A 26823-nucleotide genomic window follows, 5' to 3' on the forward strand; every position below is an offset into this window, starting at 1 on the left:
GCTTGGTAGGAGTGTAAGGGCTGGTTTGCGCGCTGGCAATACGGTTAAAACAAATGTTCAAGTTTTGTCCGAGGTCTGTTATGTTTCGCAGCTGAATCGCGTGGGGGAACTCATCGCAAGCGCGGTGGTCTAGTCACAGTCCACATAAACGACCACAAACACGACAGTGGGCAAATCAGGGAGCATAACAACGACATGAGTGATCGGGATCTCGATCAACAGTTGGTGGAGCGTGCCCAGCGAGGTGAAAAAAGAGCTTTCGATCTGCTTGTTGCCAAGTATCAGCGACGTCTCGCCAGGTTGTTGTCGCGGTTTATCCGCGACGGCGCTGACATCGAGGATGTGACGCAAGAAGCGTTTATCAAAGCGTATCGTGCCTTGCCGTCGTTTCGTGGCGAGAGCGCGTTTTACACATGGCTGTACAGAATCGGCATCAATACTGCCAAGAATTTCCTTAGCGCCTCCGGACGTCGTCCGGTGGTCAACAGCGAGATAGAGGACGAGGACGGTGAAAGCTTCGACATGGCGTCGCAGCTGCCTGACCTGAACACGCCCGAAACCGAGCTGATGAACAAGGAGATTCTGGCAACGGTCAATGCCGCCGTGGAGGCTTTGCCGGAGGAACTAAGAACCGCAATTTCGCTCAGGGAAATGGACGGTCTATCCTACGATGAAATCGCCAAGGTGATGGATTGCCCTATAGGCACCGTGCGCTCGCGGATTTTCCGGGCGCGCGAGGCGATTGCTGCCGAGCTCAGGCCTTTGCTGGATACGGCCAAGAACAGAAGGTGGTAGGTATGAAAGAAACGATATCCGCGATGATGGATGGCGAACTGGACGACACTGACATAGCCAGAGCCATCGCTTCCATTTCATCTGACAAGCAACTGGATGCCGCCTGGGGCGAGTATCACTTGATTGGCGACGCGATGCGCGCCAACCGCATGGTTGCGCTCAATGTGCGAGAGCAGGTCGCCAGCCGGCTGGCGGACGAGCCCACGGTGCTTGCGCCGCGGCGCTGGTTGCGTCCGGCTCGCGCCCGCACCGCCGGCGCGGTGGCGCTGGCCGCCAGCGTCAGCTTTGCAGCCGTGGTGGGCTGGCAGCAGCTGACGCACCGCGGCGAGCCGGCCTCGTTGGTGGCGGACAAGGGCGTTCCGGTGCAAGTGGTCCAGCCGGCGCAAGCCAGCCAGCCCGAGCGCGACGACCCCTATCTGCTGGCTCATCAGGAAGTGACCTCCGAACAAGGCAATATGAAAGTATCCTACGGAAACGGAGCTCGCCGTTAAATGCGTGTAATTCCTCTGATCAGCTTGATGGTTGTGGCGGCGGCGCCTGCCGCCCATGCAGAGGATGACTGGCAGCTGCTGCGCAATGTGGCGGCTGCCGGACGCCAGCAGGCGCTGAACGGCACCTATCTGCACCAGATGAACGGCACGCTGGAAACCTTCCACATCGTCAGGGAAGGCCAAGGCGACGCCATGCGGGAGAAGCGGACGTCGTTGGACGGGCCTTCTCGCGAAATTGTCCGCAAAGGCAATGAGTTGGCCTGTTTCGCGCCGGACAAGAAGGCCTTGAACGCGGCCAAGATCAGCGCGATGCGTTTGTTTCCCGCCTTGTTGCCGGAAGATATGAGCGAGATCAATCAGTCGTATTCGCTCAAACACGTCGGCAGCGACAGGGTGGCACAACGCGATTGCAATCTGCTGGAACTGCGGCCCAAGGACAGGCAGCGTTATAGCCTGCGCATGTGCGTGGAGCCGCTGACCTCCCTGCCTTTGAAAATGGTCACCTTGTCGCCCAAGGGCGAAGCGGTGGAGCAGTTTACTTTCACCGACATCGACCTGACCGGCCCCAAGGACAAGCGCGCCTATCGGCCCAAGTTCGCGCAGAAATTCCTGCTGCGCTCGGGCGGCGCGTCGATGCCGCCGGCCGGCGCGCAGGTGGACAACGACGTGTCCGGTCTGCCCAACGGCTTCCATCTGCTGCGCTCGGTGCAGCGCAGCCTGCCGGGCCAGGCGGGCAAGTCGGTGCGCCACATGGTGTATTCGGACGGTCTGGTGATGTTGTCGCTGTTCGTCGAGACGCAGCCGGAAGGCGCGCGTCTGGAGCGCAGCAGCAATCTGCACGGCGCTATCAATATGGCCACCGGTCCGCAGGGCAGCTACCAGCTGACCGCGGTGGGCGACATGCCCGAGCCGGCGATGATGGGGCTGTTGAAAGGGTTGAAAGTCAGCCTTAAGCCATGATGGCCAACCCCGTCGACGTTTCCGCGAGCCCGTCCGGAGGCCTGATCTCCGGCGGCGCGCTTGCGCGGAGCGGGCCGGATGGGGCTCGAGCCGGCGTCTTGTCGCTGGCTCGCCTGTTTTTTCTGGCGGCGAATCTTGCGGCTGAGCGCCTGGCGCGCGGCCGCTTCGCCGCCGCAATCCCTCAGCCGGCTCCCGCCGGCGCGTCTTAACCACAACATATCAAGATGGAGCGCTCATGCCGGTTAAAAAACTGATTGTTTCCGCCATGCTGGCGGCCTCTATTATGGCGGGCTCAGCGCCCGCTGCAATGGCCGCGGAACTGCCGGACTTCAGCCAGATCGTCTCTAACGAGGGCAAGGCCGTCGTCAACATCAGCACCAAGTCCACGGTGCGCGAGGTCAGCAATGATCTGCCCGAGGGCATGAGCGGCGACCCCTTCTTTGAATTCTTCCGCCGTTTCGCGCCGCCGCGCGCCCAGGAGCGACAGGAATCGTCGCTGGGTTCCGGCTTCATCATTTCCGCCGACGGTTATATATTGACCAATGCCCACGTGGTGGCCCGCGCCGACGAGATCACCGTCAAGCTGACGGACAAACGCGAGTACAAGGCCAAGGTGATAGGCTCCGACGCTCGCACCGACGTGGCGCTATTGAAGATAGAAGCCGACAAGCTGCCGGTGGTGCGCCGCGGCGACGCCAATGCCTTGAGAGTGGGCGAAGGGGTGTTGGCCATCGGCTCGCCGTTCGGTTTCGAGAACACCGCCACGTCCGGCATCGTCTCCGGCAAGAACCGCATGCTGCCGGATGAAACCTTCGTGCCCTTCATTCAGACCGACGCCGCGATCAACCCCGGCAACTCTGGCGGCCCGCTGTTCAACGCCCGGGGCGAAGTGGTGGGCGTCAACTCCCAGATCTTCAGCCGTTCCGGCGGTTTCATGGGCATTTCCTTCGCCATCCCCATCGACGTGGCGATGGACGTGGTGGCTCAGCTAAAGGCCAAGGGCCATGTCAGCCGCGGCAAGATCGGCGTGGTGATCCAGGAGTTGAGCCAGGATCTGGCCGCCTCCTTCGGTCTGGCCAAGCCGGCCGGCGCGCTGATCAACGCGGTGGAGCCGAACGGCCCTGCGGCCAAGGCCGGTGTCAAGCCCGGCGACATCATCCAGCAGGTGGACGGCAAGCCGGTAGAGTCCGGTTCTGATCTGCAGCGGCTGATCGGCAGCATTCCGCCCGGCAAGCCGGTGACCTTGGGTCTGTGGCGCACTCGTGCCGCCATCTCCGTCAAGGTGGTGCCGGTGGAGCAGCAGGACCAGGATCCGAGGCTAGCGCAGCGTGAATACCGCGGTTCGCAGCAGGAGCGGCCGGCCGAGCAGAGCTTCTCCCAGATCGGCCTGCGGCTGCAGGTGTTGAACCCGGCTCAGTTGCAGCGCGCCGGCATCAAGTACGGCTTGCTGGTGCGCGGCGCCAATAATGTCGCGATGCGCGCCGGCATTCAACCAGGCGACGTGATCGTGGGCATCGGCAGCGAACCGCTGGCCAATGTCGAGCAGCTGAAGTCCGCGTTGTCCGCGGCCAAGAAGGGGTCGTCGATCGCGTTGCAAGTGCTGCGTCAGGGGGTTACCCAGTTCATCCCGTTGCCGGTGGGCGACGGTAAGTGAAGCTGACGCTGTATTTTCGCGAGTACTGCAGCTTGTGCCATCAGATGCTGGCCGAGCTGCAGCCTTGGCGCGAACATTACGGCTTTGAGCTGGATGTGGTCGATGTCGACGCCGACCCGGAGCTTGAGCGGCGCTTTAACGAGCTGGTGCCTGTGCTGATGGAGGATGAGACCGAAATCTGCCATTGGCGTCTGGATCAAGCCGCATTGGCTGCACATTTGGGCGAAATCGGCTAAAATCCGCGCCAGTGTGAGTTTATGTCGGGGGCACTTGGGTGCCCCCGCTTGCTGGATGGGCTGTTAACGGCTTTAGAGGTCGCAATCCTGATGATGGGCCGCTTTCATCAGGCCCGCGGCTTCCATCGGCAGTTCCGGGCACGCTAGCGTGCCCTTATCTTTTGCTGGATATCATGAAAAACATTCGAAATTTCTCGATCATTGCCCATATCGACCATGGCAAATCGACCCTGGCCGACCGCTTCATTCAATTCTGTGGCGGCCTGGAAATGCGCGAAATGAGCGCCCAGGTGCTGGACTCGATGGACATCGAGAAAGAGCGCGGCATCACCATCAAGGCGCAGACCGCGGCCTTGAGCTATAAGGCTCGCGACGGCCAGATCTATAACCTGAACCTGATCGACACCCCGGGGCACGTGGACTTTTCCTATGAAGTGTCGCGCTCGTTGTCCGCCTGCGAGGGCGCTCTGTTGGTGGTGGACGCCTCGCAAGGCGTGGAGGCCCAAACCGTGGCCAACTGCTACACCGCCATTGATCTGGGCGTGGAAGTGGTGCCGGTGCTGAACAAGATCGACCTGCCGGCGGCTGAGCCGGAGCGCGTCAGCCAGGAAATCGAAGACATTATCGGCATCGAGGCGGCGGACGCGGTGCGCGCTTCGGCCAAGTCCGGCATCGGCATCGAGGACATTCTGGAAACCATCGTGACCAAGGTGCCGCCCCCGGTGGGCAAGGCCGAAGGTCCGCTCAAGGCGCTGATCATCGACTCCTGGTTCGACAACTACGTCGGCGTGGTGATGCTGGTGCGCGTGATCGACGGCTCGCTGAAGCCCAAGGACAAGATCAAGTTCATGGCCACCGGCGCTGAACATTTGTGCGAGCAGGTGGGTGTGTTCACGCCTAAATCCGTCCAGCGTCAGAGTCTGAACGCGGGTGAGGTGGGCTTCGTCATTGCCGGTATCAAGGAATTGAAATCGGCCAAGGTCGGCGACACCATCACCCTGGTGTCCAAGCCGGCCACCGAGGCGCTGCCGGGCTTCAAGGAAGTGCAGTCCCAGGTGTTCGCCGGGCTGTATCCGGTGGAAAGTCATGACTACGAATCGCTGCGCGACGCGCTGGAAAAGCTGCAACTGAACGATGCTTCGTTGAAGTATGAGCCGGAAGTGTCGCAGGCGTTGGGCTTTGGCTTCCGCTGCGGCTTCCTCGGTCTCCTGCATCTGGAGATTGTGCAGGAGCGCCTGGAGCGCGAGTTCGACATGGACCTGATCACCACCGCGCCCACGGTGAACTACGAAGTGGTGATGAAGGACGGCACGGTGGAAGTGGTGTCCAACCCGTCGCGGATGCCGGAAGCCGGCAAGTACGACGAGTTGCGCGAACCCATCATCACCTCCACCATCCTGGTGCCTCAAGATTATGTCGGCGCGGTGATGACGCTGTGCAACCAGAAGCGCGGCGTGCAGCGTAATATGCAGTACATGGGCCGCCAGGTGATGCTCACCTACGATCTGCCGATGAACGAAGTGGTGATGGACTTCTTCGACAAACTGAAGTCCACCAGCCGCGGCTACGCCTCGCTGGATTACGAGTTCAAGGAATTCCAGAGCGCTGATCTGGTCAAGCTGGACGTGCTGGTCAATGGCGAGAAGGTCGACGCGCTGTCGCTGATCGTGCACCGCGCCTCCAGCGTTTACCGCGGCCGCGAACTGGTGTCCAAGATGCGCGAACTGATTCCGCGCCAGATGTTCGACATCGCGGTGCAGGCGGCCATCGGCGGCCACATCATCGCCCGCGAGACGGTCAAGGCCTTGCGCAAGAACGTGTTGGCCAAGTGCTACGGCGGCGACATCACCCGTAAGAAAAAGCTGCTGGAGAAGCAGAAAGCGGGCAAGAAGCGCATGAAGCAGGTGGGCAACGTGGAAATTCCGCAGGAAGCATTCCTGGCAATTCTTCAAGTAGGGGACAAATAAGTGGGCGGAAATCTGTTCTGGGTGTTTGTCGTGGCGGTGGCGATCGGCGGCATGCTGATCGCTTTTGGCGGCAAGAAGCAAGAGGGAGCCAAGGATTGGCCGCAGGCGGTGCAGTGGGGCTACCTGGCGGTGCTGATCGGTGGTTTTGGCCTGCTGTCCAACTACATGAGCTTCACCGCGGTGATGCTGGTCTTTGTGCTGATCACCGGCGCGGTATGGCTGGCGGACAAGCTGGTGTTGGCCAAGCGCCGCGCCGCCGAGACCCCGGCCGGTCATTTCGTCGATTATTCGCGCGGTTTCTTTCCCGTGATTCTGGTGGTGTTCCTGCTGCGCTCTTTCATTGCCGAGCCGTTCCAGATTCCTAGTAGTTCGATGCGTCCGGGCCTGGTGGTGGGCGATTTCATTCTGGTGAACAAATTCACCTACGGCCTGCGCGTGCCGGTGTTGAACACGGTGTTCGCCTCGGTAAACAAGGTGGAGCGCGGCGACGTGGTCGTGTTCAATTTCCCGCCCAACCCCAAGGTCAACTACATCAAGCGCGCCATTGGCCTGCCGGGCGACGTGGTCGAGTATCGCGACAAGCGTCTGACCGTCAACGGCAAGCCGCTGCCGGACGCAGACGACGGCAACTACGAGTATCTGGAGCAGGGCCTGATGATGGTCAACGCCAAGCGCTACAAGGAAAGCATGGGTCAGCGCACTTACTCGGTGCTGAACAACGAAGGTTCGCCTACGGTAGCCTTGAGCCAAGTGCAGGACTTCCCGTTCCGCGACAACTGCCGCTATGATGACAATGGTTTTGTCTGCAAGGTGCCGGCCGGCCATTACTTCATGCTGGGCGACAACCGCGACAACAGCCTGGACGGCCGCTACTGGGGCTTTGTCGACGACAAGCTGATGGTGGGCAAGGCCTTCATGATCTGGATGAACTTTGGCGACCTGTCGCGCATTGGCAAAACCATTCACTGATAAACGCAAGATCGCAAGCTCGGAGCGCATTATGCATTTCAGCCGTGAGAAGGGCCTGTCGCTGTTTTCCGTGTTGCTGGTGATGATCGTGCTGGGCGCGGTCCTCGTACTGGGCATGAAGGTGATGCCGGTGTACTCGGAGTATGCCGAGGTGCGCCAGGCTATCACCGCCTTGTCCGCACAGAGCAATGTCGGCGAGTCTTCGATTCGCCGGGATTTCAACCAGCGGGCCGGCGTGGCCGGCATCGCCTCGATCAAGGGTGAAAACCTGGTGGTGGTGGCCGGCGGTAATTTTGTGTACATCCGCGCCGCTTATCAGCGCGAAGTGCCTTTGTTCTCCAATATCAGTCTGCTGTTCAAATTCGACACCCAAGCGGGCCAGCCCCCGCAATAAGCCAAGTGATACCAACCGACAATAGATTCCGGCGCCTGTGTCAGGCGCTGGATTACGCATTTCAGAAGCCGGAGTTGCTGCGTCAAGCCTTGACGCACCGCAGCTACGGCGCCGGCAACAATGAGCGTTTTGAATTTGTGGGCGACAGCATCCTCAACTACACGGTCGCCCGCATGCTGTTTGATCAATTTCCCAAACTGACCGAGGGCGAGCTGTCGCGGCTGCGCGCCAATCTGGTCAACCAGAACACCCTGGCCGAGATCGCCCACGAGCTCAAGCTGGGCGATTACCTTTACTTGGGCGAGGGCGAGCTGAAGAGCGGCGGTTTCAACCGGCCATCCATTCTCGCCGACGCGCTGGAAGCCACCTTCGCCGCGGTCAGCTTCGACTCCGATTTCCTGCGAGCGGAGCAGGTCGTGCGCCGGCTCTACGCTGAACGCGTGTCGTCCATCGACACCACCCGTCAGGCCAAGGACGCCAAGACCCGCTTGCAGGAAGCGCTGCAGGCGCGCAAGCTGGCCTTGCCCAAATACCGGATACTGTTGCAAAGCGGCGAAGCCCATGAGCAATGGTTTCGCGTGGAGTGCGACTTGGGCGAACTGGCGATAGGCTCCACAGGCGAAGGCGGCAGCCGCCGCGCCGCCGAACAGCAGGCCGCCGAAGCGGCGCTGATCCTGCTGGAACAAAAACTCGCTGCGAGTAAGAAACGTATATGACTGAGATCCAATACCACTGCGGCTTTGTCGCCATCGTCGGCCGTCCCAACGTCGGTAAATCCACGCTGATGAACCATCTGATCGGTCAGAAAGTCAGCATTACCTCGAAAAAGGCGCAAACCACGCGCCACCGCGTCACCGGTATCCACACCGAGAACAATGCTCAGTTCATCTTCGTAGATACCCCAGGCTTCCAGACCTTTCACAAGGGCGCGCTCAACGAGACCTTGAACAAGAGCGTCAAGGATTCTCTGGGCAACGTCGATTGCGTGCTGTTTGTGCTGGAGGCGATGCGCTTCACCGGCGCCGACCGCGAAGTGATGGCTTTGCTGCCAAAGCGCAAGCCGGTGATCCTGGTGGTGAACAAGCTGGACAAGGCCAAGGACCGCGACGCGTTGCAGGCCTTCATCGCCGAGGTACAGGCGGAATTCGCCTTTGCCGGCGTTGAGGTGGTCAGCGCCAAACACGGCCAGCGTTTGAGCGAGCTGCTGGAACAGGTGCGTCCGCACCTGCCGGAATCGATGCCGCTGTATCCGGAGGACATGGTTACCGACAAGAGCGAACGCTTCTTGGCCGCCGAGATAGTGCGCGAGAAGCTGTTCCGCTATCTGGGTGAAGAGCTGCCCTATGAAATGAACGTGGAAGTGGAGATGTTCGAGATGGATGGCGACTTGCGCCGCATCCATATCGGCGTGCTGGTGGACAAGGAGAACCAGAAGCCCATCGTTATCGGCCGCGGCGGAGAGAAACTGAAGAAGATCTCCACCGAGGCGCGGATGGACATGGAAAAGCTGTTCGACGGCAAGGTTTTCCTGCAAGTCTGGGTCAAGGTCAAGTCCGGCTGGGCCGACGACGTTCGTTTCCTGCGGGAATTCGGCCTGGACTGAAGCTCTCATGCACTATCATTTGGCGCCGTCCTGTTGGACGGTGATTTTTTCTCTGCAGCAAGGCCAGGAGATGCCCGGCAGCCGCGAGCTGCTGGAACGCATCGCCCGACTGGCGGCTTGCCAGGCCGGCTTTCTTGGACTGGAACGCGGCGAGCCGGGGCGGGACACCGTGTCCTACTGGGACAGTGTCGAGGCCATCGCCGCCTGGCGTCAGTGCGCAGAGCGCCTGATTGCGCAGCGTTACGGGCCGGAAGCCTGGTATCGGGTGTTCGCCTTCAACGTGAGTGCGGCTGCCGCATGTCCGCGGCCGTCGACCGGGGGCGCCTGATGAGTCAGCCGGGCAGGGTGGACCGCCAGCCGGCCTATGTGCTGCACGCGCAGCCCTACCGGGAAACCAGCTTGCTGGTGGAGGTCCTCAGCCGCGACCATGGCCGTTTCTCGGTGGTGGCGCGCGGGGCGCGGCGACCTCGGGCTGATCTGCGCGGCCTGCTGCTCCCGTTCCAGCCCCTGACCCTGTCTTGGTTCGGCAAGGGCGAGCTGCGCACCCTGCACAGCGCGGACTGGGACGGCGGCGTGCCGCAGCTCTCCGGCCTGCCGCTGATCTGCGGTTTTTACCTGAACGAATTGATGATGAAGCTGACCGCGCGGGACGACCCCGAACCGCGCGCCTTCGCCGTCTACGACGCCGCGGTGCGCGGCCTGGCGCGCCAAAGCGGCCTGGCGGCGGTGCTGCGCCGTTATGAGCTGAGGCTGACCCAGGTGTTGGGCTACGCGCCCAGCCTGCTGCGCGACGGCGACGGCGCGGAGGTGGACGCGAGCGTCAGCTACTGGTGTCAGAGCAACGCCGCGCCGGAGCGCGACGCCGGCCAGAGCCTGGAGCGCGGGCTGCGGCTCAGCGGCGCCAGCCTGTTGGCGATAGAGGCCGACGACTACGCGGAGGCCTCCACCCGGCTTGAAGCGCGGGCGCTGATGCGGGTATGGTTGACCGCTTTATTGGGCGAGGAGCCGCTGGCTTCGCGCGAGCTATTGCAAGCCGTCAATTCCTTGTCGGATTGAGGCGAACCTAATCGGGAGTGAATATGATTCTGTTGGGCGTAAACATCGATCACGTCGCCACCTTGCGCCAGGCGCGCGGCACCCGTTATCCCAGCCCGGTGGAGGCCGCGCTGGTGGCGGAAACCGCCGGCGCCGACCTGATCACCTTGCATCTGCGCGAAGATCGCCGCCACATCCAGGACGCCGACGTAGTGGCGATGCGCCAGACGGTCAAGACCCGGGTCAACTTGGAAATGGCGATGACCGAGGAAATGCTGGCCAATGCGTTGGCGGTGAAACCGGAGGACGTGTGCCTGGTGCCGGAAAAGCGCGAGGAAGTCACTACTGAGGGTGGCCTGGATGCCATCGGCCACTTTGCCGATGTGAGTCGTTATACCCGCAGCTTGCAGGAAGCCGGCATTCGCGTGTCCATCTTCATCGACCCGGACCGCGCGCAGATTCAACGCGCCTGGGACGCCGGCGCGCGCGTGGTGGAGTTGCACACCGGCGCTTACGCCGACGCCCATGACGCCGCGGCGCGCGACGCCGAACTGGCGCGCATCCGCGATGCCGCCGTTTTCGCCGCCGAGCTGGGCATGGTGGTCAACGCCGGGCACGGTCTCAACTACCATAATGTGCAGCCGATCGCCGCGATTCCGCAGATCGCCGAATTGAACATCGGCCACGCCATCGTCGCCCAGGCGCTGTTTGTCGGCTTCGCCGAGGCGGTGAAGGAGATGAAGGCGCTGATGGCGGCCGCTCGCGGTTAAGCGCTGTGCCCACCGTCGTTACCCACGCCTTGGCCGGCGCCACGCTGGCCGGTCTGTGCGCGCCGCGGCCGCTGAGCGCGCCCGGCATGGCCGGGTGGCTGTTGCTGTGCGGCGCGGCGGCGATGCTGCCGGACCTGGACGTGATCACTTTCAAGCTGGGCATTCCCTACGCCAGCCCCTGGGGGCATCGAGGCATCTCTCATTCGCTGACGCTGGCCTTGATCGCCGGCGGCCTGCTGGCCGTGTTCGGGCGGCGCTGGTGGCGGGGGCTGAGCCTGGGGCCCATGCGCGCCTTCGCGGTGCTCAGCCTGGCGGTGGCTTCCCACGCGCTGTTGGACATGTGGACCGACGCCACCCATGGCCCGGCGCTGGCGATGCCCTGGCACCAGGGGCGTTTCTTGTTCGACTGGCGGCCGATCGAGGGCTCGCCGTTGACGCCCAGCCGTTGGCTGGGCGCTAAGGGTCTTCGGGTGTTGAGCTCGGAGTTGCTGTACGTCTGGCTGCCTTGTCTGCTGCTTTGGATGGCCCGCGCGGCTTGGTTGCGCGGACGCGGGGAGGGCGGGCGATGATTTACGGCATTGGCACTGATCTGGTGGAAATCGAACGCATGCACGCGATGTTCCAGCGCTGGGGTTTCAAGCTGGGCCGGCGCATGTTGGCGCCGGCCGAGCAGCAGGCCTTCGTCGACAGCGCCGATCCGGCGCGATTCCTGGCCAAGCGCTTCGCGGTCAAGGAAGCGCTGGCCAAGGCGCTTGGCACCGGCGTGCGCGAGCCGGCGCTGCTGACGGCGATCTGGGTCGAGCATGATGAATGGGGTAAGCCGCTGTTGGCGCTTAGCCCCGAATTGGAAGATTTTTTAAGTCAGCGCGGCGTGGGCGCGCGTCATCTGTCTATCAGCGACGAGCGTGGTCACGCGCTGGCTTTTGTGGTGCTGGAGCGCTCCGCGCCCGGCTAGATAGAAAGCAAACCGATGCAGCAGACTCAACAGAGCGCGGCCTTGCCGCGCGGGCCGGTGATGGCGGGCGTGGCCGGCCTGCGGCTGACGGACGAAGAGAAGCGGCGCTTATCGCATCCGCTGGTGGGCGGGGTGATTCTGTTCCGCCGCAATTTCCAGGACATTGAACAACTGAAGGCGTTGACCGCGGAAATCCGCGCGCTGCGCAGCCCGCACCTGCTGATCGCGGTGGATCACGAAGGCGGCCGGGTGCAGCGCTTCCTCGACGGTTTCACCCGCTTGCCGCCGATGCAAGTCTTGGGCCGGATGTGGGAGCAAGACCGTCCGGCAGCGCTGGCGCAGGCGGAAAATGTCGGCTACGTGCTGGCGGCCGAGTTGTCCGCCTGCGGCGTCGACTTGTCCTTCACTCCGGTGCTAGACCTGGATTGGGGGCGTTGCGCGGTGATTGGCAACCGCAGCTTCCACCGTGATCCGGCCATCGTGGCGGAGCTGGCCGAAGCGCTGCAGCGTGGTCTGGCGCGCGGGGGCATGTCCACCTGCGGCAAGCATTTCCCCGGCCATGGCTTTGTCGAGGGAGACAGCCACCACGTGATGCCGGAAGACGGCCGCAGCCTGGCCGAACTGGAAGCGGACGACTTGGTGCCTTTTGGCCGCTTGGCGGCGGCGGGCATGGGTTCGGTGATGCCCGCCCATGTGTTGTACCCTGCGGTGGATGCGCAGCCAGCCGGTTTCTCGCGGGTCTGGCTGCAGGATGTGCTGCGCGGCCGGCTGGGTTTCGACGGCGTGATCTTCTCCGACGCTTTGGACATGGAGGGGGCGGCCGGCGCCGGCGGCTTCGTGCAGCGCGCCGACGCGGCGCTGGCCGCCGGTTGCGATATGGTGTTGGTTTGCAATGATCCCCGGCAGACCGATCTGATTCTGGCCAATCTGCGGGCGCCGGCGCAGCCGGACTTGGCGCGGCGGCTGGAGCGCATGGCCGGCAAGGCGGCGGATTGGGCGGGGGAACTGGCCGGCCCGGCTTTCGCCGCGGCGCGCGCCCAGGTGGAGCGTTTGAACATGCCGGCGGACGCGATGCGCGGGCCGGATGTGGGCGAGGCGAATTAGAGCCGTCGACAATGATCGGCGGAAAGACGGCCCGGACGCATGGACGCCCGGGCCGTTGTCGTTTGGAAAGGGCGTTTAAACAAACTGCACAGGCACGTAGAAGTCGCGTCCCGGACGGCTGACCAGCACTTGCGGCTGGCCCTGGATCACCGCGCGGAAGGCGCGCGGCAGCCGGCGCCAATCCATGAACTTCATCTTGATGCTGTCGTATTGCGCTTGAGTGTGTCCCATGGTGTTCTCCCGAAGGTTCAGTCCACTTTGTGGATGACGTTGGTGACGACGCCCCAGATATGGAAGGCGGCGTCTTCCGGCACCGGAATCGGCTGAAATTCCGGGTTTTCCGGCAACAGGCGGATGCCCTTGGCGGTTTTTTCCAGCCGCTTCACCGTGAGTTCGCCGTTGAGCGCCGCTACGACAACTTTGCCGTTGCGCGCTTCCGCAGCGCGGTCCACCACCAGCAGGTCGCCGTCGTGAATGCCGGCGCCCAGCATGGACTCCCCCTTGACCGTGACGAGGAAGGTGCTGCCCGGCCGCGGCGCCAGCCGGGCGTTGAGGTCCACGTCGTCTTCCTTGAGGTCGTCCGCCGCCACCGGCGAACCGGCCGGCACGCTGTTGGCGAACAGCGGCAGCGATAGTTCGCTGAGGTGGCGCGCCAGCGTGCGCACGTCGTCGGCTTGGGCGTTGTGGGCGGTGCGCCAGCTGCGGTAATCGTGCAGCCAGTCTTCCAGCACCGGCTTTAGCGGTTCCGGCACGCGGATGGCTACGGTCTTGTCGCCGCCGTAACTGGACTTGCGGCCGGCGCCGCTGCGTTTGCCCCCGTGGCTCATGGCTAATCCTCTGTAATGCAAGCAGATTTGATTGTGTACATTATCAAACGACAGGGCAAGTTTTTTTTGCGAGTGGCGGCGGCGAGCGCAAAAAAAGCCCGCAGGTGCGGGCGGGTTTCGGCGGGTGGGACGCAGTGTCAGAGCCGGTAGAAGCAGCGAGCGCAAACCGCGCGGTAGCGGGCGTTGCCGCCGATTTCCACCTGCGGGCCTTCCTTGACGCGGCGGCCGTCGGCGTCGATGCGGATGTGCATGGTGGCTTTTTTGCCACATTCGCAAATGGTCTTGATCTCTTCGATTTCGTCGGCCAGGGCCAGCAGCATGCCGGAGCCGGGGAAGGGTTCGCCGCGGAAGTCGGTGCGCAGGCCAAAGCAGATCACCGGAATGTTGCGAGTGTGAGCCAGCTCGTGCAGCTGATGCACTTGTTCCGGCGTTATGAACTGGGCTTCGTCTATCAAGATGCAGGCGGTCTGTCCGAAGTCCTCGGCCAGGAAGTTCAGTTCCGGCGAGAAGGTGCGGGCGTCGCGCTGCAGATTAAGGCGCGAGGTGATTTTGCCGAAGCCGTAACGGTCGTCCATGGCGCTGGTGAACAGAGCCACGGTCTTGCCCATGGATTCGTAGTTGTTGGCGATTTGCAGCAACTGGGTGCTTTTGCCGCTGTTCATCGCGGCGTAGCGGAAAAAGAGTTTTGCCATCGATGGATTCTCGGTGGGGCTTAAAGGTCGCCGCCGGTTTCCAGCACATAGCTGGCGCCGGCGTCTTGCGCCAGATGCTGGGCGAGGTAGGGCAGCACTTCGCGCAGCGTCTGCGGCAGCGTCCACGGCGCGTTGAGGATGAACATGCCGCTGCCGTGCATGCCGAAGCCGTCGCTGGACGGCTTTTGCACATGCAATTCGGCGCGCAGCCAGTTCTTGGCGCCCAGCTTCTTCATTTCCTTGGGCAGTTCCTTCATCTCCGCGCGCTGCAGGCAGGGATACCAGACGGCGTAGACCCCGGTGGCGAAGCGCTTGAGGCTTTCTTTCAGAGCGGTGATCACGTGCTGGTAGTCGCGTTTGTCCTCGTAGGGCGGGTCGATCAGCACCAGCGCGCGGCGCGGCGGTGGCGGCAGAATCGCCTTGATCGCCTCGAAGCCGTTGGCCTGCTGGATTTGCACGCGGCGGCCGGCGTCGGAAAAGGTGTCGGCCAGCAACTGGTGGTCGGTGGGGTGCAGCTCGAACAGGCGCAGCTTGTCGCTGGCCGGCATCACTTCCGCCGCGCACCAGGGCGAGCCGGGGTAGAGCTTGAGTTCGCCGTCGGCGTTCAGGCTGCGCACTACCTCGACGTAGTTGGCGACCGCTTCCGGCAGATCGTCGCGCCGCCACAGCCGGGCGATGCCGGATTCGAATTCGGCGTTCTTGGTGGCGTAGCCTTCCACCAGCGAGTAAGCGCCGGCGCCGGCATGGGTGTCGATATACCAATAGGGCTTGGCTTTCTGGCCCAGGTAGTTCAGGAGTTCGATCTGGATCAGATGCTTGAGCACATCGGCGTGGTTGCCGGCGTGAAAGGCGTGGCGGTAACTGAGCATGGCGGCGGGATATGGCGTTTGTCAGCCGCGGATTGTACCGGATTCGGCGTGGCCGCGCAGCGCGTCCTCCAGCGCGGCGCGCCAGCCCAGCTGTTCCGCCAGCTGCATGAAGTCGTCCGCCGGCGGCGCTTGCAGCAAGAGCGGCTGGCCGCTGTCCGGGTGGCTCAGTTGCATGGCGACGCAGGCCAGCAGCAGGCGCCGGCTGCCGAAATGCTCGGCGAACATGCGGTTGTGCCGGCCCTTGCCGTGGGTGGCGTCGCCGATGATGGGGTGGGCGATGTGCTTCAGATGACGGCGCAGCTGGTGGCGGCGGCCGGTGTGAGGCGTCAGCTCCAGCAGGCTGTAGCGGCTGCTGGGGTAGCGTTCCACCTCGATCGGCAGCTCGATGCGCGCCAGCGTGCGGTAGTCGGTGACGGCGGCTTGCGGCGCGGTGTCCACGGTCTCACCTATCCATTCCAGGTCGTCCGGGCGCCGGCTGAGCGGGTAGTCGATATGGCCGGCGTCGTCGGTGTGGCCGCGGACCACGGCGATATAGCGCTTGTCCACCTGCTGGCGTTCGAACTGCCAGCTCATTTCCCGGCACATGTCCTTGTCCAGCGCGAACAGCAGCGCGCCGGAGGTGCCCTTGTCCAGCCTGTGTACTGGGTAGACCCGCTGGCCGATCTGGTCGCGCAGCAGCTGTACGGCGAAGCGGGTTTCGTTGCGGTCCAGCGCGGTGCGGTGCACCAGCAGGCCGGAGGGCTTATGGATGGCGATCAGGCGGTCGTCGCGGTAGAGAATGGGCAGCATGGAGCGGGTGGAAACGGGTGGGGAGGCCGGCATTGTAGGCGCTGGCGGGCCGCTTTGGAAGGCGGGCGATGCCGCTGTGCTGTAGTTTTATGTCTTACGCTTCGATTACGCGAAAACAACAAGGTTTTGGCATGCTGTTGGCGTTTTTGTGCGCGGGCTCGGGCTTTGCCGGCTTTCGTTGCGACATGATATTTCAAAGTAGAGAGGAAGTTGTTTACAGTCCATGGGTGCGTCATTACAATTCGGCGCGCTCAAACAAGAATGACAGGGCGGCGTCTGTGCCGATTGCTATCCCGTTTGCCACGGGATTGCGGCAGGACCGCATCCGCGCAACCTGGCGTGTAGTTGCGACGCTACATGACGAGGGGCTGGCGGACGCTTTGCTTCGCTGCACGGCACGGGAACCACAGGGGGTGATCGGCGTGCGGGTTGACCAACAAACTCCATAGAGTCATAGAGATGAAAATCCAGCTGAAACGAATGAGCTTTGCCGTAGCGGCAGCGGTGCTGTCCACCTCCGCCTTCGCCAAAGAGTTCTCGCCCGCCGTGGTTTACGACATGGCAGGCAAGTTTGACAAGAGCTTCAACGAATCCGCGTACAACGGCGCCGAGCGTTTCAAGAAGGAATTCAAGATCAACTACCGCGACGGTCAGATCGCGTCCGAAGCCCAGAAAGAGCAGCTGCTGCGCAATATGGCGCGCCGCGACGCCGACATCGTGGTGGCGATCGGCTTCTCCTTCACCCAGGCGGTGGAAACCGTTGCCAAGGAATTCCCCAAGGTCAAGTTCACTCTGATCGACGCGGTGGCCAAAGGTTCCAATGTGCAGAGCATTGTGTTCAAGGAACAGGAAGGCGCCTTCCTGACCGGCGTGGCCGCGGCGATGGCGTCCAAGAGCGGCAAGGTGGGCTTTGTCGGCGGCATGGACGTGCCGCTGATCCGCGCCTTCGGCTGTGGCTATGTGCAGGGCGTCAAGTTCACCAACAAGAACGCCAGCGTGATCCAGAACATGACCGGCACCACTCCGCAGGCCTTTAACGACCCGGCGCGCGGCACTGAGCTGGCCAAGAGCCAGTTCGACCGCGGCGTGGACGTGGTGTTCGCCGCGGCCGGCGGCACCGGCCTGGGCGTGCTGCAAGCCGCCAAGGCCGCCGGCAAGTACTCCATCGGCGTGGACAGCAACCAGAACCACCTGTACCCGGGTTCGGTGCTGACTTCCATGGTCAAGCGCGTGGATGTGGCGGTGTTCAACACCTTCAAGGACGCCAAGAACGGCTCCTGGAAGCCGGAAGTCAAGATTCTGGGCCTGAAGGAAGCCGGCGTGGATTGGGCGCTGGACGCCAACAACCGCAAAGTGATCACTCCGGCGATGGAGAAGAAGATCAACGCCGCCAAGGCGGACATCATCGGCGGCAAGATCAAGGTGGTGGATTACCGCGCCAACAACAGCTGCCCGGTGCAATAAGCTGAGTTGAGTTTTCCCTGATCCGTTTCGGGGACGCAGGCACGATGAACTTCATCGTGCCTGTTTGTTCATGCCGGAGCGGAATCAGACTGACCCTAACCAGGGAATATGAATAAGCATGACCGAGTTTGCCATTGAGCTGGCGGGCATCAACAAGAGTTTTGGTGCCGTCAAAGCCAACCGCGACGTCTCGATGAAAATCGCCAAGGGCACTGTCCATGGCGTCATCGGCGAAAACGGGGCCGGTAAATCCACGTTGATGAGCATTCTGTACGGCTATTACCAGGCCGACAGCGGCGCCATCCGGGTGAACGGCAAGGAAGCGCCGATCCGCAACAGCCAGGAAGCCATTGAGCTGGGAATCGGCATGGTGCATCAGCATTTCATGCTGGTGGACACCTTTACCGTGCTGGAGAACATCGTACTGGGCGCCGAAGGCGGCCTGGTGCTGAAAAAAGGGCTGGACGAGGCCCGCGAGCATCTGAAAGAGCTCAACCGCAATTACTCGCTGGAGGTGGATCCGGACGCGCTGGTGGGCGATCTGGGCGTGGGCCTGCAGCAAAGGGTGGAAATCCTCAAGGCTTTGTACCGCGGCGCCGACGTGCTGATCCTGGACGAGCCCACCGCGGTGCTGACGCCGCAGGAGGCGGACCATCTGTTCCACATCCTGCGTTCGCTGAAGGCGCAGGGCAAGACCGTGATCCTGATCACCCACAAGCTGCGGGAGGTGATGGACATCACCGACGGCGTCAGCGTGATGCGCGCCGGCACCGTGGTGGCCAACGTCGCCACCTGCGACGTGGACAAGGAAAAGCTGGCGGACCTGATGGTGGGCCGCAAGGTCAGCCTGAAAGTGGACAAGGCCGAGCGCGAGCCGGGCGCGGCGGTGCTCAGCGTCAAGAATCTGTGCCTGACCGACGCGCGCGGGGTCAAGCTGCTGGATCAACTGAATTTTGAAGTGCGGGCCGGAGAGATCGTGGGCATTGCCGGCGTGTCCGGCAACGGCCAATCCGAGCTATTGGAAGTGCTGGCCGGCATGCAAGAGCCTAGCGCCGGCGAGATGGCCTACAAGGGCGAGGATTTGCTGCGCCGCCGTTGCGGGGCTCAGCCGCGCGCCGCGCTTTACCGCAGGCTGGGCATTGCCCACGTACCGGAAGACCGCTCGCGCGAAGGCCTGGTCAAGGCTTTCTCCAGCTATGAAAACGCCATCCTCGGCTATCACGGCGAAACCGGCCTGGGCCGCGGCCCGTGGTATTCGCGCAAGCGGCTGTTGGCGCGCACTCGGGACTTCATCCAGCAATTCGATATTCGTCCGGGCAACCCGCTGCTGCGCGTGGGCCTGCTTTCCGGCGGCAACCAGCAGAAAGTGGTGCTGGCGCGTGAAATCCACGCCAACCCCGACCTGCTGCTGATCGGCCAGCCGACGCGCGGCGTGGACATCGGCGCGATTGAATTCATTCACAAGCGGCTGGTGGAACTGCGCGACGAGGGCAAGGCCATTTTGCTGGTCTCGGTTGAACTAGAAGAAATCCTGGCGCTGGCCGACCGCATCCTGGTCATGGCCGGCGGACAGATCACCGGCGAAGTGGCGGCCAAGGACGCCGACACCATTTCGCTGGGCCTGCTGATGGGGGGGCACAAGCATTGAAATTCGGACAACCTTCCACCTTGCCGCGCTGGGCGCAGCTAACGGTGCTGCCGGCGCTTAATCTATTGGCGGCCTTGCTGGTAACGGGCCTGGTCACCTGGTTGATAGGCGAAGACCCTTGGGAATGCCTGAAGCTGCTGATCAACGGCGCTTTCGGCTACGGCGAGGGCATAGGCTACACCCTGTTCTACACCACCGGCTTCATCTTCACCGGCCTGGCGGTGGCCACCGCCTTCCACGCCGGTCTGTTCAACATCGGCGGCGAGGGCCAGACCTACCTGGCCGGCCTGGGCGTCACTCTGGTGGTGCTGGGCTTCGACCACAGCCTGCCGCCGGCGGTGCTGGTGCCGCTGGCCATTCTGGCGGCGATGGGCTTCGGCGCGGCCTGGGCATTTGTGCCGGGCTGGCTGCAGGCCAAGCGGGGCAGCCACATCGTGGTGACCACCATCATGTTCAACTTCATTGCTTACTCCTTGATGTTGTACCTGATCAGCCATCATTTGATCGAAGCCGGTTCCCAGAACCCGACCACGCGCGAATTCGGCCAGGCGGCCTGGATTCCCGCCATCCATGAGCTGGTGGCGCGCTTTGGCGTGGAGATTCCCACCTCGCCGCTGAACCTGACTTTCGTGATGTCCTTGCTGGCCGCCGCGCTGTTCTACCTGGTGGTGTGGCATAGCCGCTGGGGCTTCGAACTGCGCACCGTGGGCACCAGCGAACCGGCCGCCCGCTACGCCGGCATGAGCGTCAGCCGCGTCATCATCATCGCCATGTGCGTGTCCGGCGCGCTGTCCGGTCTGGCCGCGGTCAACGAGCTGATGGGCTCCGCCCACCGGATGAATGTGATGTTCACCAACGGCGTCGGTTTCGTCGGCATCGCCGTGGCGCTGATGGGCCGAAACCACCCAGTGGGCATTATCTTGTCCGCGCTGTTGTTTGGCGCCTTGACCCAGGGCGGCTCCGATCTGTCCTTCGAGAAGCCGATGATCACCCGCGAGATGATCATCTTCATTCAGGGCCTGATCATCCTGTTCTGCGGCGCGCTGGAAAACCTGTTCGAGCCGTTCATCGCCGGCCTGTTCAAGCGCAAGGACGACAAATAATGGAAATCTTCTTCAGTCTGCTCGATTCCACGCTGCGCGTGGCCACACCGTTGATCCTGGCCGCGATGGCCGGCATGTTCTCCGAGCGCTCCGGCGTGGTGGATATCAGCCTGGAAGGCAAGATGCTGGTGGCGGCTTTCGCCGCCGCGGCGGCGGCTTTTGCCACCCAGAACCCGTGGATAGGCATGGCCTGCGGCATTGCCGCCTCGGTGGCGATGGCGATGATCCACGCCTTCGTATCCGTCACCTACAACGGCAACCAGCTGATTTCCGGCATGGCGCTCAACACCGTCGCCTCCGGCATCACCCCGGTGTTGGGCCTGGCCTGGTTCCAGCAGGGCGGCAATACCCCGCAGCTGCCGGACGAGGGGCGTTTCCACGAGATCGCGCTGCCGTTCGCCCATGAGCTGCGCGACGTGCCGCTGCTGGGCCAGCTGTACAGCAAGCTGCTGTCCGGCCATAGCATCCTGGTGTATCTGACCTTGTTCTTGATTGTGCCGCTGGTGACCTGGGTGCTGTACAAGAGCCGCTTTGGTCTGCGTCTGCGCGCGGTGGGGGAAAACCCGCACGCGGCGGACACCGCCGGCATCTCCGTGGCCAAGGTGCGCTACACCGCCTTGTTCTGGGGCGGCGTGCTGTGCGGCATCGCCGGCACCTACCTGTCCGTGTACCAGACCGGCAGCTTCATCAAGGAAATGACCGCGGGCAAGGGCTTCCTGGCGCTGGCCGCGCTGATCTTCGGCAAGTGGAAACCGCTGCCGGCGGTGCTGGGCTGCCTGGTGTTCGCTTTTGCCGACGCCATCCAGATCCGCCTGGAAGGCGTGGCGCTGCCAGGCATCGGCCAGATCCCGTCGCAAGCGATCGCGGTCATCCCCTATGTGTTGACTGTGTTGCTGCTGGCGGGCTTCGTTGGCCGGGCGGTGGCGCCCAAAGCGATAGGCATACCTTTCGTCAAGAGCCGTTAACCGGCGTTTGAGACAGGCTAGAAACCGCCGGCGGGCTTTGCCCCTGGCGGTTTTTTGTTTTATATCGCATACGGGAACCTTGCCGTCGTTTGTTATTCATAGTGATTCCCAATATCAACTGCCATTGCGTTGCCTGGCGGTTGTTCAGAAAATTTGAATCTTTTGCGCTAATAATTTCGCTATGACGGCAATGGCCGCGCTTTTATGATTAACAGGCATGACAGGTTTTAATTTGCCGCTCATTTGTAATAAGGAATTCGATGCAACGCTACAGTCCCACACAGATTGCTTTGCACTGGCTGATTGCGCTGTTGATCATTGCCGCCCTGATCATGGGCTGGTACTTCAACAGCATGCAGATCACATCGCCGGCCAGCTTCAAACTGAAAGCCTCTTTGATCGCCTGGCACAAATGGGTGGGCATCAGCGTGCTGGCGCTGGCCGTGCTGCGCCTGATCTGGCGCGCCCGCCGCGGCGCGCCGGCGCCTTTGCCGGGGCAGCCGGCCTGGCAGCTTAAAGCCGCCGGGCTGATTCATTTGTTGTTGTACGCCTTGATGCTGGCGATGCCGCTGGTGGGCTGGCTGATGAGCTCCGCCAAAGGCTACCCGGTTGTGTGGTTCAACCTGGTGCAATTGCCGGACCTGGTGGAAAAGAACGAGGCGCTGGGCCATGTGCTGGGCTGGAGCCACGCGCTGATGGCGTACGCCATCGTCGCCATCGTCGGCCTGCACGCGCTGGCGGCCTTGAAACATCACTTTATCGATCGCGACGCCACGCTGGCGCGGATGCTGCCGTCCTGTCGCAAAGGAGATCCTCAAGCATGAAATTTCTGACTTCTCTCACCCTGAGCGCCGCCGTGGCGCTGGCCATGGCGCCGGCTCAGGCCGCGCAAACCCTGAACGCGGCCAAGAGCACGTTGGGCTTTACCTTCAAGCAAATGAACGTGCCGACCGAAGGCCGCTTCAAGAGTTTCGCCGCCAACGTCAGCTTTGACGCGGCCAAGCCGGAAGCCACCAAGGCGGTGTTCACCGTGGATCTGGGCAGCGTGGACGTGGGCAGCGCCGACGGCAATACCACTGTGCGCGGCGCGTCCTTCTTCAATATCGCCAGCCTGCCCAAGGCGACTTTCACCGCAAAATCAGTCAAGGCCTTGGGCGGCGGCAAGTTCGAAACCCGAGGCACCTTGAACCTGAAGGGCATTGGCCGCGAGGTGGTGTCCACCTTCACCGCCGCCAGCGCAGGGAATGAGACCACGCTGCAAGGCAGCTTCCCGCTGAACCGTCTGCAATTCAAAGTGGGCGACGGCGCTTGGGACGACACCGAAGCGATCGCCGACCTGGTGACCGTCAAATACAAATTCGTTCTGACCGGCAAGTGATCTTGCCTTTCCTTACCCTGGAGAAAACCGACGTGACGACCAAAATGAAAACTCTGTTTGCCGCCGTGATGACGTTGGGTGTGCTGGGCAGCGCGCAAGCCGCCCCGGTCACTTACGAAGTGGACAGCTCGCACACCCATGCCGGCTACTCGCTGAGCCACCTGGGCTTTTCTACGCTGAGCGGCCGCTTCAACGACACCAAGGGCACCGTGGTGCTGGACCAGGCCAAGAAAACCGGCTCGGTGGACATCGTGATCAAGACCGCCAGCCACGACAGCGGCTGGGCGGCGCGCGACAAGCACATCGCCAGCCCGGATTTCCTGGACGTTGAAAAGTACCCCACCATCACGTTCAAATCCGACAAGTTCACCTTCAACGGCGACAAGCTGGCGGCGGTGGACGGCCAACTGAGCCTGCACGGCGTGACCAAGCCGGTGACGCTGACCGTGACCAACTTCAAGTGCGTGGATTCCCATCCGATGGCCAAGAAGCCGTGGTGCGGCGCTGACGCTACCGCCACCATCAAGCGCAGCGAGTTCGGCGTTGGCGCTTACGCGCCGGCGGTGGGCGACGATCTGCAATTGACCATTGCCATCGAAGCCGGCAAGAAGTAAGCGGATTCGATAAAGCGCCGGAACCCGTGTCCGGCGTCAAAAAAAAACCCGAGTCGAAGGACTCGGGTTTTTTCATGCCGGCGGCACCGTTCAGGTCAGGCCCAGGACGATGGGGGCCAGCCAGTCGGACAGCCACATCACCAACAAGGGGCTGATCACGGTCATGCCGCCGAACACCGTCCAGGGCAGGCGCGCTTCCGGCTGACGGCGCATCACGAACAACAGCGCGCGGTAACCGGCGTAGCTGACGACCATGATCAGCGGCGGGGCCATCAGGTAGGACAGCAGCGGCCGCCAATCCAGCAGCCGCGAAAACGCGACGATGCCAAGATGCAGGCTGAGCTGGCTGGCCATCAGCGCCGCCAGCTGCGGCTGGCGTTCGGGGAAGGCCAGGCCAAGCCGGCTGACTTTCAGGCTGCTGGCGGACCATAGCACGGCCGCGATGCCCAGCCAGGCGTAGGCGTAACAGAAGGGGAGCAGCACCGGCGACAGCGCGGTGAGGAAAGGGTCCGCGCGGAAGATCAGCGCCAGGATGAAGAAAGACGACGCGAAGCACAGCTGAGCGATGCCGTCGCGGCTGGCGATCAGCCGCCACAGAATGTGCAGATAGAACAGCGCGACCAAGGCGAGCAGGAACCAACCAGTGGGCGTCGCCGTCATTGAGCCTCCAGCACGCGAGTCAGCGCGGCGGACACTTGCTCGCCTATCTGGGCCAGGTAGTGGGTGTGCATGTCGAAGGTGAAGCGTTGCGGATCGTCCGACGCCAGGGCCAGCAGGCCAAAGGCCTGGCCCTTGCCATCGCGCAGCGCCAGTTGGGCGAAGGACTGCAGCACGGGTGCGGCGGGGAACCAGGCCAGCACATCGTCGTTGACGTAGGGGCCGCAATAGGGCGCGGAGAGATTGCGCGCCAACGCGGCCACCTCGCTGCGGGCGTCGTAGGCTGGGCCGGCGGATTCCGCCGCCGGATGCCACAGCCGCAAGGCTACGCGCTTCAGCTTGAAATGCTCGGCGAAGCAGGCGGGCAGCGCGTTCAGCACGTCTTGCAGACTCAGGCAGGCCTGCAGCGTCAGCCCCAGTTGATGAGCGCTGGCGATGATGCGGTCGTTGGCTTCGCTGTGGCGGATCAATTGCTGCAAGCGGGACTCCAACTGCCGGTTGCGGTCCTTCAAGTCCAGCATTTGGCGTTCCGCCAACGAAACCACCACGCGGTCCTGCGGCGCGCCGCTCGGCTTCAGGCCAAGCCTTTCGGCGTGATGAGCGAGAAAGTCCGGGTGTTGGTCCAAAAACGCCAGCACATCATCTGTCTGCATAATTCATAACCCCCTTACGGCTGTGTTGTTGTTGCGCGCCCGCTGCCGTCTTGCGCCGACGGCGGGCCGTTAAATCTCGATTTCGCCCTGGAATACGGTGACGGCGGGGCCGGTCATGGTCACCGCGGCGGCGTCGGCCGGCCATTCCACCGTCAGTTCACCGCCGCGGGTGTGCACCCGCACACGCCGGTCCAGCAGCCCGCGGCGGATGCCGGCCACCACCGCCGCGCAGGCGCCGGTGCCGCAGGCCAGCGTTTCGCCGGCGCCGCGTTCGAACACGCGCAGGCGGATTTCATCGCGTGCCACCACCTGCATGAAGCCGGCGTTGACCCGTTCCGGAAAGCGGGGATGGTTTTCGATGGCCGCGCCGAGGCGTGTCACGGGAGCCAAGGCTACATCTGCGACTACTTGCACCGCGTGGGGGTTCCCCATCGACACCACGCTGACCGACAAGGTCGCATCCTCGACTTGCAAATCATGGCACACCGCCTCGCGCTCGGCCTGGAACGGAATCTCGTCCGGAGCGAATCGCGGCCGGCCCATGTCCACCCGCGCCTGACCGTCTCCCAGGTATTCCGGCGCGATCACGCCCTTGGCGGTTTCCACCCGGATTCGTGATTTGGCGGTCAGGCCGAGGTCGGACACGAACTTGGCGAAGCAGCGCGCGCCGTTGCCGCATTGCTCCACCTCGCCGCCGTCGTTATTGAAGATGCGGTAGCGAAAATCGTTGTCCGGAGAGTGCGGAGGCTCCACCAGCAATAACTGATCGAAGCCGATGCCGAAGTGGCGATCGCCCAACTGACGGATACGTTCCGCGTTCAAGGGGACGGTTTGACTCACGCCGTCGACAACCATGAAGTCGTTGCCGAGGCCGTGCATTTTGGTGAAGTGCAATTTCATTGGCGCGCCAGATTCTGCGTGAACAATCGGCCCGTTGCCGGGCCGGCGGTCGGGCGGGGAGCCGTGCGCGCCAAAGCGCGGACGGGGCTCCGCCGCCAATAAGGCAGGTTAGCACAGTGGCGTAGATAGAGGTACAGGCGCGCGCTCAGGCGCTGGCCAGCGGCTTGCCGGGCGCGGCTTCGGTACCGGCGTAGGCCTGCAGGGCCGCGCTGGACGCGGCGGTTTGCGGCATGGCCTCGTCGCCGGTCTGGACGGCGGCGGCTTGCGCGTCGGCGGCGGCGGTCTGGCTGATATCGTCGATCAGCGAGCCGGACGAGGACGCTAGCGCATCTTGTCCGGTGGCCAGCTTGAGGGTGTCTTCGGCGGCGTCGCCGGGCTGGCTGAGCTTGAGCTGCATTTGCATCAGCAGCAGCCGTACCAGCGTGGCCATGTCCAGGCGGGGGCGGTCAGCCTGCGCCGGCTGTTGAGCCGGCTCAGGAGTGGCCGGCGCGGTCGCGGAGGGGGCGAAGGCGGCATCTGCTGACGCGGTCGTCGCTTGAGCGGGGATGGACGGCTGGAAGGAAGTGGAGTGAACTTTCATATCAGTGTGCGCAAGAGTCAATGAAACAGGCCCGGCGCAGGGCCGGGCCTGGGACGATGGCGGGCTCAGCAAGCGCTGCTATTAGCCTGGTAGGCATTCAGCGCAGCCTGAACCTGGCCGCCGCCATGATGATGATGGTGGCGATGATGAGCGGGCTGGCTCTGTTGCGAGTTGGCCTGCAAGTCCTGCTGCAATTGCTGGTAACCCTGTCGCGCCTGGCTGAGGTTGCTGCTGCTCAGGTCCTGCCCCAGATTGCTGAACAGCGCGCTGGGCAAAGTGGCCGCCGAGGCGCCGGTCAGCGCGCTCAGCGCGTCGTCGGTATCGCCGTCGCTGGCGCCGCCGAGGCTGCTCATCTGCAACTGGCTCAGCATCTGGTTGAACAGCAGGGTCATATCGTTGCCGGCGCTGGCGGAGCTAGTGCTTGAACTGCTGCCGGCGCTGGCGACGCTGCCGTCGGTCTGCATGGAATTGATCAGGCTGGCGAAATCCTGGGCGCTGCCGCTCTTCGCGCCGGTGCCGCTGGCTGCGCTCGCGTTGGGCAAGTTGGACTGCAGGCTGGCGAGCGCCTGCTGCGCGCCGCTGAGATTGCCTTGCCGCACATCGTTGATCATGGCCAGGAAATCTTGGTGGCGCTGCTGGTGAACGGCCCGCCGTTGTTGCCAGGCGTTGCCGCTGGCGTCGATGCCGCTTGTGTTGCTGACTGACATGGATAATCTCCCGCAAAGTCTATGGTGGAGTGTCGGTCGTGAGC

General features: G+C 63.1%; 33 protein-coding genes. 23 read left to right on the forward strand and 10 right to left on the reverse strand.

Annotation, left to right across the window (positions count from 1 at the left end):
• The first annotated feature begins 195 nt into the window (after window positions 1-195).
• From rpoE to nagZ, 16 genes are all read left to right on the forward strand, one after another.
• On the forward strand, window positions 196-795 hold the full coding sequence (gene rpoE / locus MOV80_RS15705; RefSeq protein WP_043592241.1) for an RNA polymerase sigma factor RpoE: 600 nt from the start codon (window positions 196-198) through the stop codon (window positions 793-795).
• A gap of 2 nt (window positions 796-797) precedes the next feature.
• Window positions 798-1286, forward strand: coding sequence for an RseA family anti-sigma factor (locus MOV80_RS15710; protein ID WP_019103365.1), 489 nt, complete (start codon window positions 798-800; stop codon window positions 1284-1286).
• Window positions 1287-2246, forward strand: coding sequence for a MucB/RseB C-terminal domain-containing protein (locus MOV80_RS15715; protein ID WP_043592242.1), 960 nt, complete (start codon window positions 1287-1289; stop codon window positions 2244-2246).
• Window positions 2247-2481: 235 nt separating this feature from the next.
• Window positions 2482-3900 (forward strand): DegQ family serine endoprotease, encoded by a 1419-nt coding sequence (locus MOV80_RS15720; protein ID WP_118267174.1) that lies wholly within the window; start codon window positions 2482-2484, stop codon window positions 3898-3900.
• Window positions 3897-4136: a glutaredoxin family protein gene (locus tag MOV80_RS15725; protein ID WP_019103640.1), complete on the forward strand. Its 240-nt coding sequence runs from the start codon at window positions 3897-3899 to the stop codon at window positions 4134-4136. The genes MOV80_RS15720 and MOV80_RS15725 overlap by 4 nt, the downstream gene beginning before the upstream one ends.
• A 173-nt stretch (window positions 4137-4309) precedes the next feature.
• Window positions 4310-6103 (forward strand): translation elongation factor 4, encoded by a 1794-nt coding sequence (gene lepA, locus MOV80_RS15730; protein ID WP_019103641.1) that lies wholly within the window; start codon window positions 4310-4312, stop codon window positions 6101-6103.
• On the forward strand, window positions 6104-7072 hold the full coding sequence (gene lepB, locus MOV80_RS15735) for a signal peptidase I (RefSeq protein ID WP_019103642.1): 969 nt from the start codon (window positions 6104-6106) through the stop codon (window positions 7070-7072).
• A 31-nt stretch (window positions 7073-7103) separates the two neighbouring features.
• Window positions 7104-7466, forward strand: a complete 363-nt coding sequence (locus MOV80_RS15740) for a DUF4845 domain-containing protein (RefSeq protein WP_019103643.1) — start codon at window positions 7104-7106, stop codon at window positions 7464-7466.
• A gap of 35 nt (window positions 7467-7501) precedes the next feature.
• Window positions 7502-8182, forward strand: a complete 681-nt coding sequence (rnc, locus tag MOV80_RS15745; protein ID WP_231138341.1) for a ribonuclease III — start codon at window positions 7502-7504, stop codon at window positions 8180-8182.
• The gene (gene era, locus MOV80_RS15750; protein WP_019103645.1) at window positions 8179-9069 is read left to right on the forward strand and encodes a GTPase Era; all 891 of its coding nucleotides are present in this window, start codon (window positions 8179-8181) and stop codon (window positions 9067-9069) included. The genes rnc and era overlap by 4 nt, the downstream gene beginning before the upstream one ends.
• Before the next feature lie 7 nt (window positions 9070-9076).
• Window positions 9077-9397 (forward strand): hypothetical protein, encoded by a 321-nt coding sequence (locus MOV80_RS15755; RefSeq protein ID WP_019103646.1) that lies wholly within the window; start codon window positions 9077-9079, stop codon window positions 9395-9397.
• Entirely contained in the window at window positions 9397-10125 is a 729-nt protein-coding gene (gene recO, locus MOV80_RS15760) for a DNA repair protein RecO (RefSeq protein ID WP_039756221.1), read from the forward strand. Before MOV80_RS15755 ends, recO begins: the two co-directional genes overlap by 1 nt.
• 23 nt (window positions 10126-10148) lie before the next feature.
• Window positions 10149-10874, forward strand: coding sequence for a pyridoxine 5'-phosphate synthase (gene pdxJ, locus MOV80_RS15765; RefSeq protein ID WP_019103648.1), 726 nt, complete (start codon window positions 10149-10151; stop codon window positions 10872-10874).
• A gap of 5 nt (window positions 10875-10879) precedes the next feature.
• Window positions 10880-11443 (forward strand): metal-dependent hydrolase, encoded by a 564-nt coding sequence (locus MOV80_RS15770; RefSeq protein WP_249605291.1) that lies wholly within the window; start codon window positions 10880-10882, stop codon window positions 11441-11443.
• Window positions 11440-11829, forward strand: coding sequence for a holo-ACP synthase (acpS, locus tag MOV80_RS15775; protein ID WP_191186588.1), 390 nt, complete (start codon window positions 11440-11442; stop codon window positions 11827-11829). Before MOV80_RS15770 ends, acpS begins: the two co-directional genes overlap by 4 nt.
• Window positions 11830-11844: 15 nt before the next feature.
• Complete coding sequence (gene nagZ, locus MOV80_RS15780; protein ID WP_043592249.1) at window positions 11845-12933, forward strand: beta-N-acetylhexosaminidase; 1089 nt, start codon at window positions 11845-11847, stop codon at window positions 12931-12933.
• A 75-nt stretch (window positions 12934-13008) separates the two neighbouring features.
• On the opposite strand, the gene MOV80_RS15785 is transcribed toward nagZ, so the two are convergent.
• From MOV80_RS15785 to MOV80_RS15805, 5 genes are all read right to left on the reverse strand, one after another.
• Window positions 13009-13164, reverse strand: coding sequence for a hypothetical protein (locus tag MOV80_RS15785; protein WP_019102595.1), 156 nt, complete (start codon window positions 13162-13164; stop codon window positions 13009-13011).
• A gap of 17 nt (window positions 13165-13181) precedes the next feature.
• Window positions 13182-13760: a translesion error-prone DNA polymerase V autoproteolytic subunit gene (gene umuD / locus MOV80_RS15790; protein ID WP_019102594.1), complete on the reverse strand. Its 579-nt coding sequence runs from the start codon at window positions 13758-13760 to the stop codon at window positions 13182-13184.
• A gap of 137 nt (window positions 13761-13897) precedes the next feature.
• On the reverse strand, window positions 13898-14452 hold the full coding sequence (locus MOV80_RS15795) for a thymidine kinase (RefSeq protein ID WP_043592251.1): 555 nt from the start codon (window positions 14450-14452) through the stop codon (window positions 13898-13900).
• A gap of 20 nt (window positions 14453-14472) precedes the next feature.
• Window positions 14473-15321, reverse strand: coding sequence for a 23S rRNA (adenine(2030)-N(6))-methyltransferase RlmJ (gene rlmJ, locus MOV80_RS15800; protein ID WP_249605292.1), 849 nt, complete (start codon window positions 15319-15321; stop codon window positions 14473-14475).
• 21 nt (window positions 15322-15342) lie between these two features.
• A complete protein-coding gene (locus MOV80_RS15805) occupies window positions 15343-16110 on the reverse strand; it encodes a tRNA pseudouridine(65) synthase TruC (RefSeq protein ID WP_249605308.1) in 768 nt (255 codons plus the stop codon).
• Between the two features lie 480 nt (window positions 16111-16590).
• Between MOV80_RS15805 and MOV80_RS15810 the strand changes: the two genes are divergently transcribed.
• From MOV80_RS15810 to MOV80_RS15840, 7 genes are all read left to right on the forward strand, one after another.
• Entirely contained in the window at window positions 16591-17574 is a 984-nt protein-coding gene (locus MOV80_RS15810) for a BMP family ABC transporter substrate-binding protein (protein WP_019102590.1), read from the forward strand.
• Between the two features lie 118 nt (window positions 17575-17692).
• Window positions 17693-19222, forward strand: coding sequence for an ABC transporter ATP-binding protein (locus tag MOV80_RS15815; RefSeq protein ID WP_019102589.1), 1530 nt, complete (start codon window positions 17693-17695; stop codon window positions 19220-19222).
• Window positions 19219-20325, forward strand: a complete 1107-nt coding sequence (locus MOV80_RS15820; RefSeq protein ID WP_162897032.1) for an ABC transporter permease — start codon at window positions 19219-19221, stop codon at window positions 20323-20325. Before MOV80_RS15815 ends, MOV80_RS15820 begins: the two co-directional genes overlap by 4 nt.
• A complete protein-coding gene (locus tag MOV80_RS15825) occupies window positions 20325-21290 on the forward strand; it encodes an ABC transporter permease (protein ID WP_019102587.1) in 966 nt (321 codons plus the stop codon). The genes MOV80_RS15820 and MOV80_RS15825 overlap by 1 nt, the downstream gene beginning before the upstream one ends.
• A gap of 260 nt (window positions 21291-21550) precedes the next feature.
• Window positions 21551-22114: a cytochrome b gene (locus tag MOV80_RS15830; RefSeq protein WP_019102586.1), complete on the forward strand. Its 564-nt coding sequence runs from the start codon at window positions 21551-21553 to the stop codon at window positions 22112-22114.
• A complete protein-coding gene (locus MOV80_RS15835; RefSeq protein WP_249605293.1) occupies window positions 22111-22668 on the forward strand; it encodes a YceI family protein in 558 nt (185 codons plus the stop codon). The genes MOV80_RS15830 and MOV80_RS15835 overlap by 4 nt, the downstream gene beginning before the upstream one ends.
• Window positions 22669-22712: 44 nt before the next feature.
• Window positions 22713-23282 (forward strand): YceI family protein, encoded by a 570-nt coding sequence (locus tag MOV80_RS15840; RefSeq protein WP_043592255.1) that lies wholly within the window; start codon window positions 22713-22715, stop codon window positions 23280-23282.
• Window positions 23283-23372: 90 nt separating this feature from the next.
• On the opposite strand, the gene MOV80_RS15845 is transcribed toward MOV80_RS15840, so the two are convergent.
• From MOV80_RS15845 to MOV80_RS15865, 5 genes are all read right to left on the reverse strand, one after another.
• Window positions 23373-23942, reverse strand: coding sequence for a hypothetical protein (locus MOV80_RS15845; protein WP_043592257.1), 570 nt, complete (start codon window positions 23940-23942; stop codon window positions 23373-23375).
• Window positions 23939-24592 (reverse strand): DUF484 family protein, encoded by a 654-nt coding sequence (locus tag MOV80_RS15850; protein ID WP_019102582.1) that lies wholly within the window; start codon window positions 24590-24592, stop codon window positions 23939-23941. The genes MOV80_RS15845 and MOV80_RS15850 overlap by 4 nt, the downstream gene beginning before the upstream one ends.
• A 69-nt stretch (window positions 24593-24661) precedes the next feature.
• Window positions 24662-25492: a diaminopimelate epimerase gene (gene dapF, locus MOV80_RS15855; protein ID WP_249605294.1), complete on the reverse strand. Its 831-nt coding sequence runs from the start codon at window positions 25490-25492 to the stop codon at window positions 24662-24664.
• Between the two features lie 145 nt (window positions 25493-25637).
• Window positions 25638-26072 (reverse strand): hypothetical protein, encoded by a 435-nt coding sequence (locus MOV80_RS15860; RefSeq protein WP_161523601.1) that lies wholly within the window; start codon window positions 26070-26072, stop codon window positions 25638-25640.
• Window positions 26073-26137: 65 nt separating this feature from the next.
• Window positions 26138-26779, reverse strand: a complete 642-nt coding sequence (locus MOV80_RS15865) for a hypothetical protein (RefSeq protein ID WP_081574044.1) — start codon at window positions 26777-26779, stop codon at window positions 26138-26140.
• Window positions 26780-26823: the final 44 nt, after the last annotated feature.

Origin of the sequence: Chromobacterium sp. IRSSSOUMB001 (assembly GCF_023507765.1) — a bacterium.
Taxonomy (GTDB): Bacteria; Pseudomonadota; Gammaproteobacteria; order Burkholderiales; family Chromobacteriaceae; genus Chromobacterium; species Chromobacterium haemolyticum.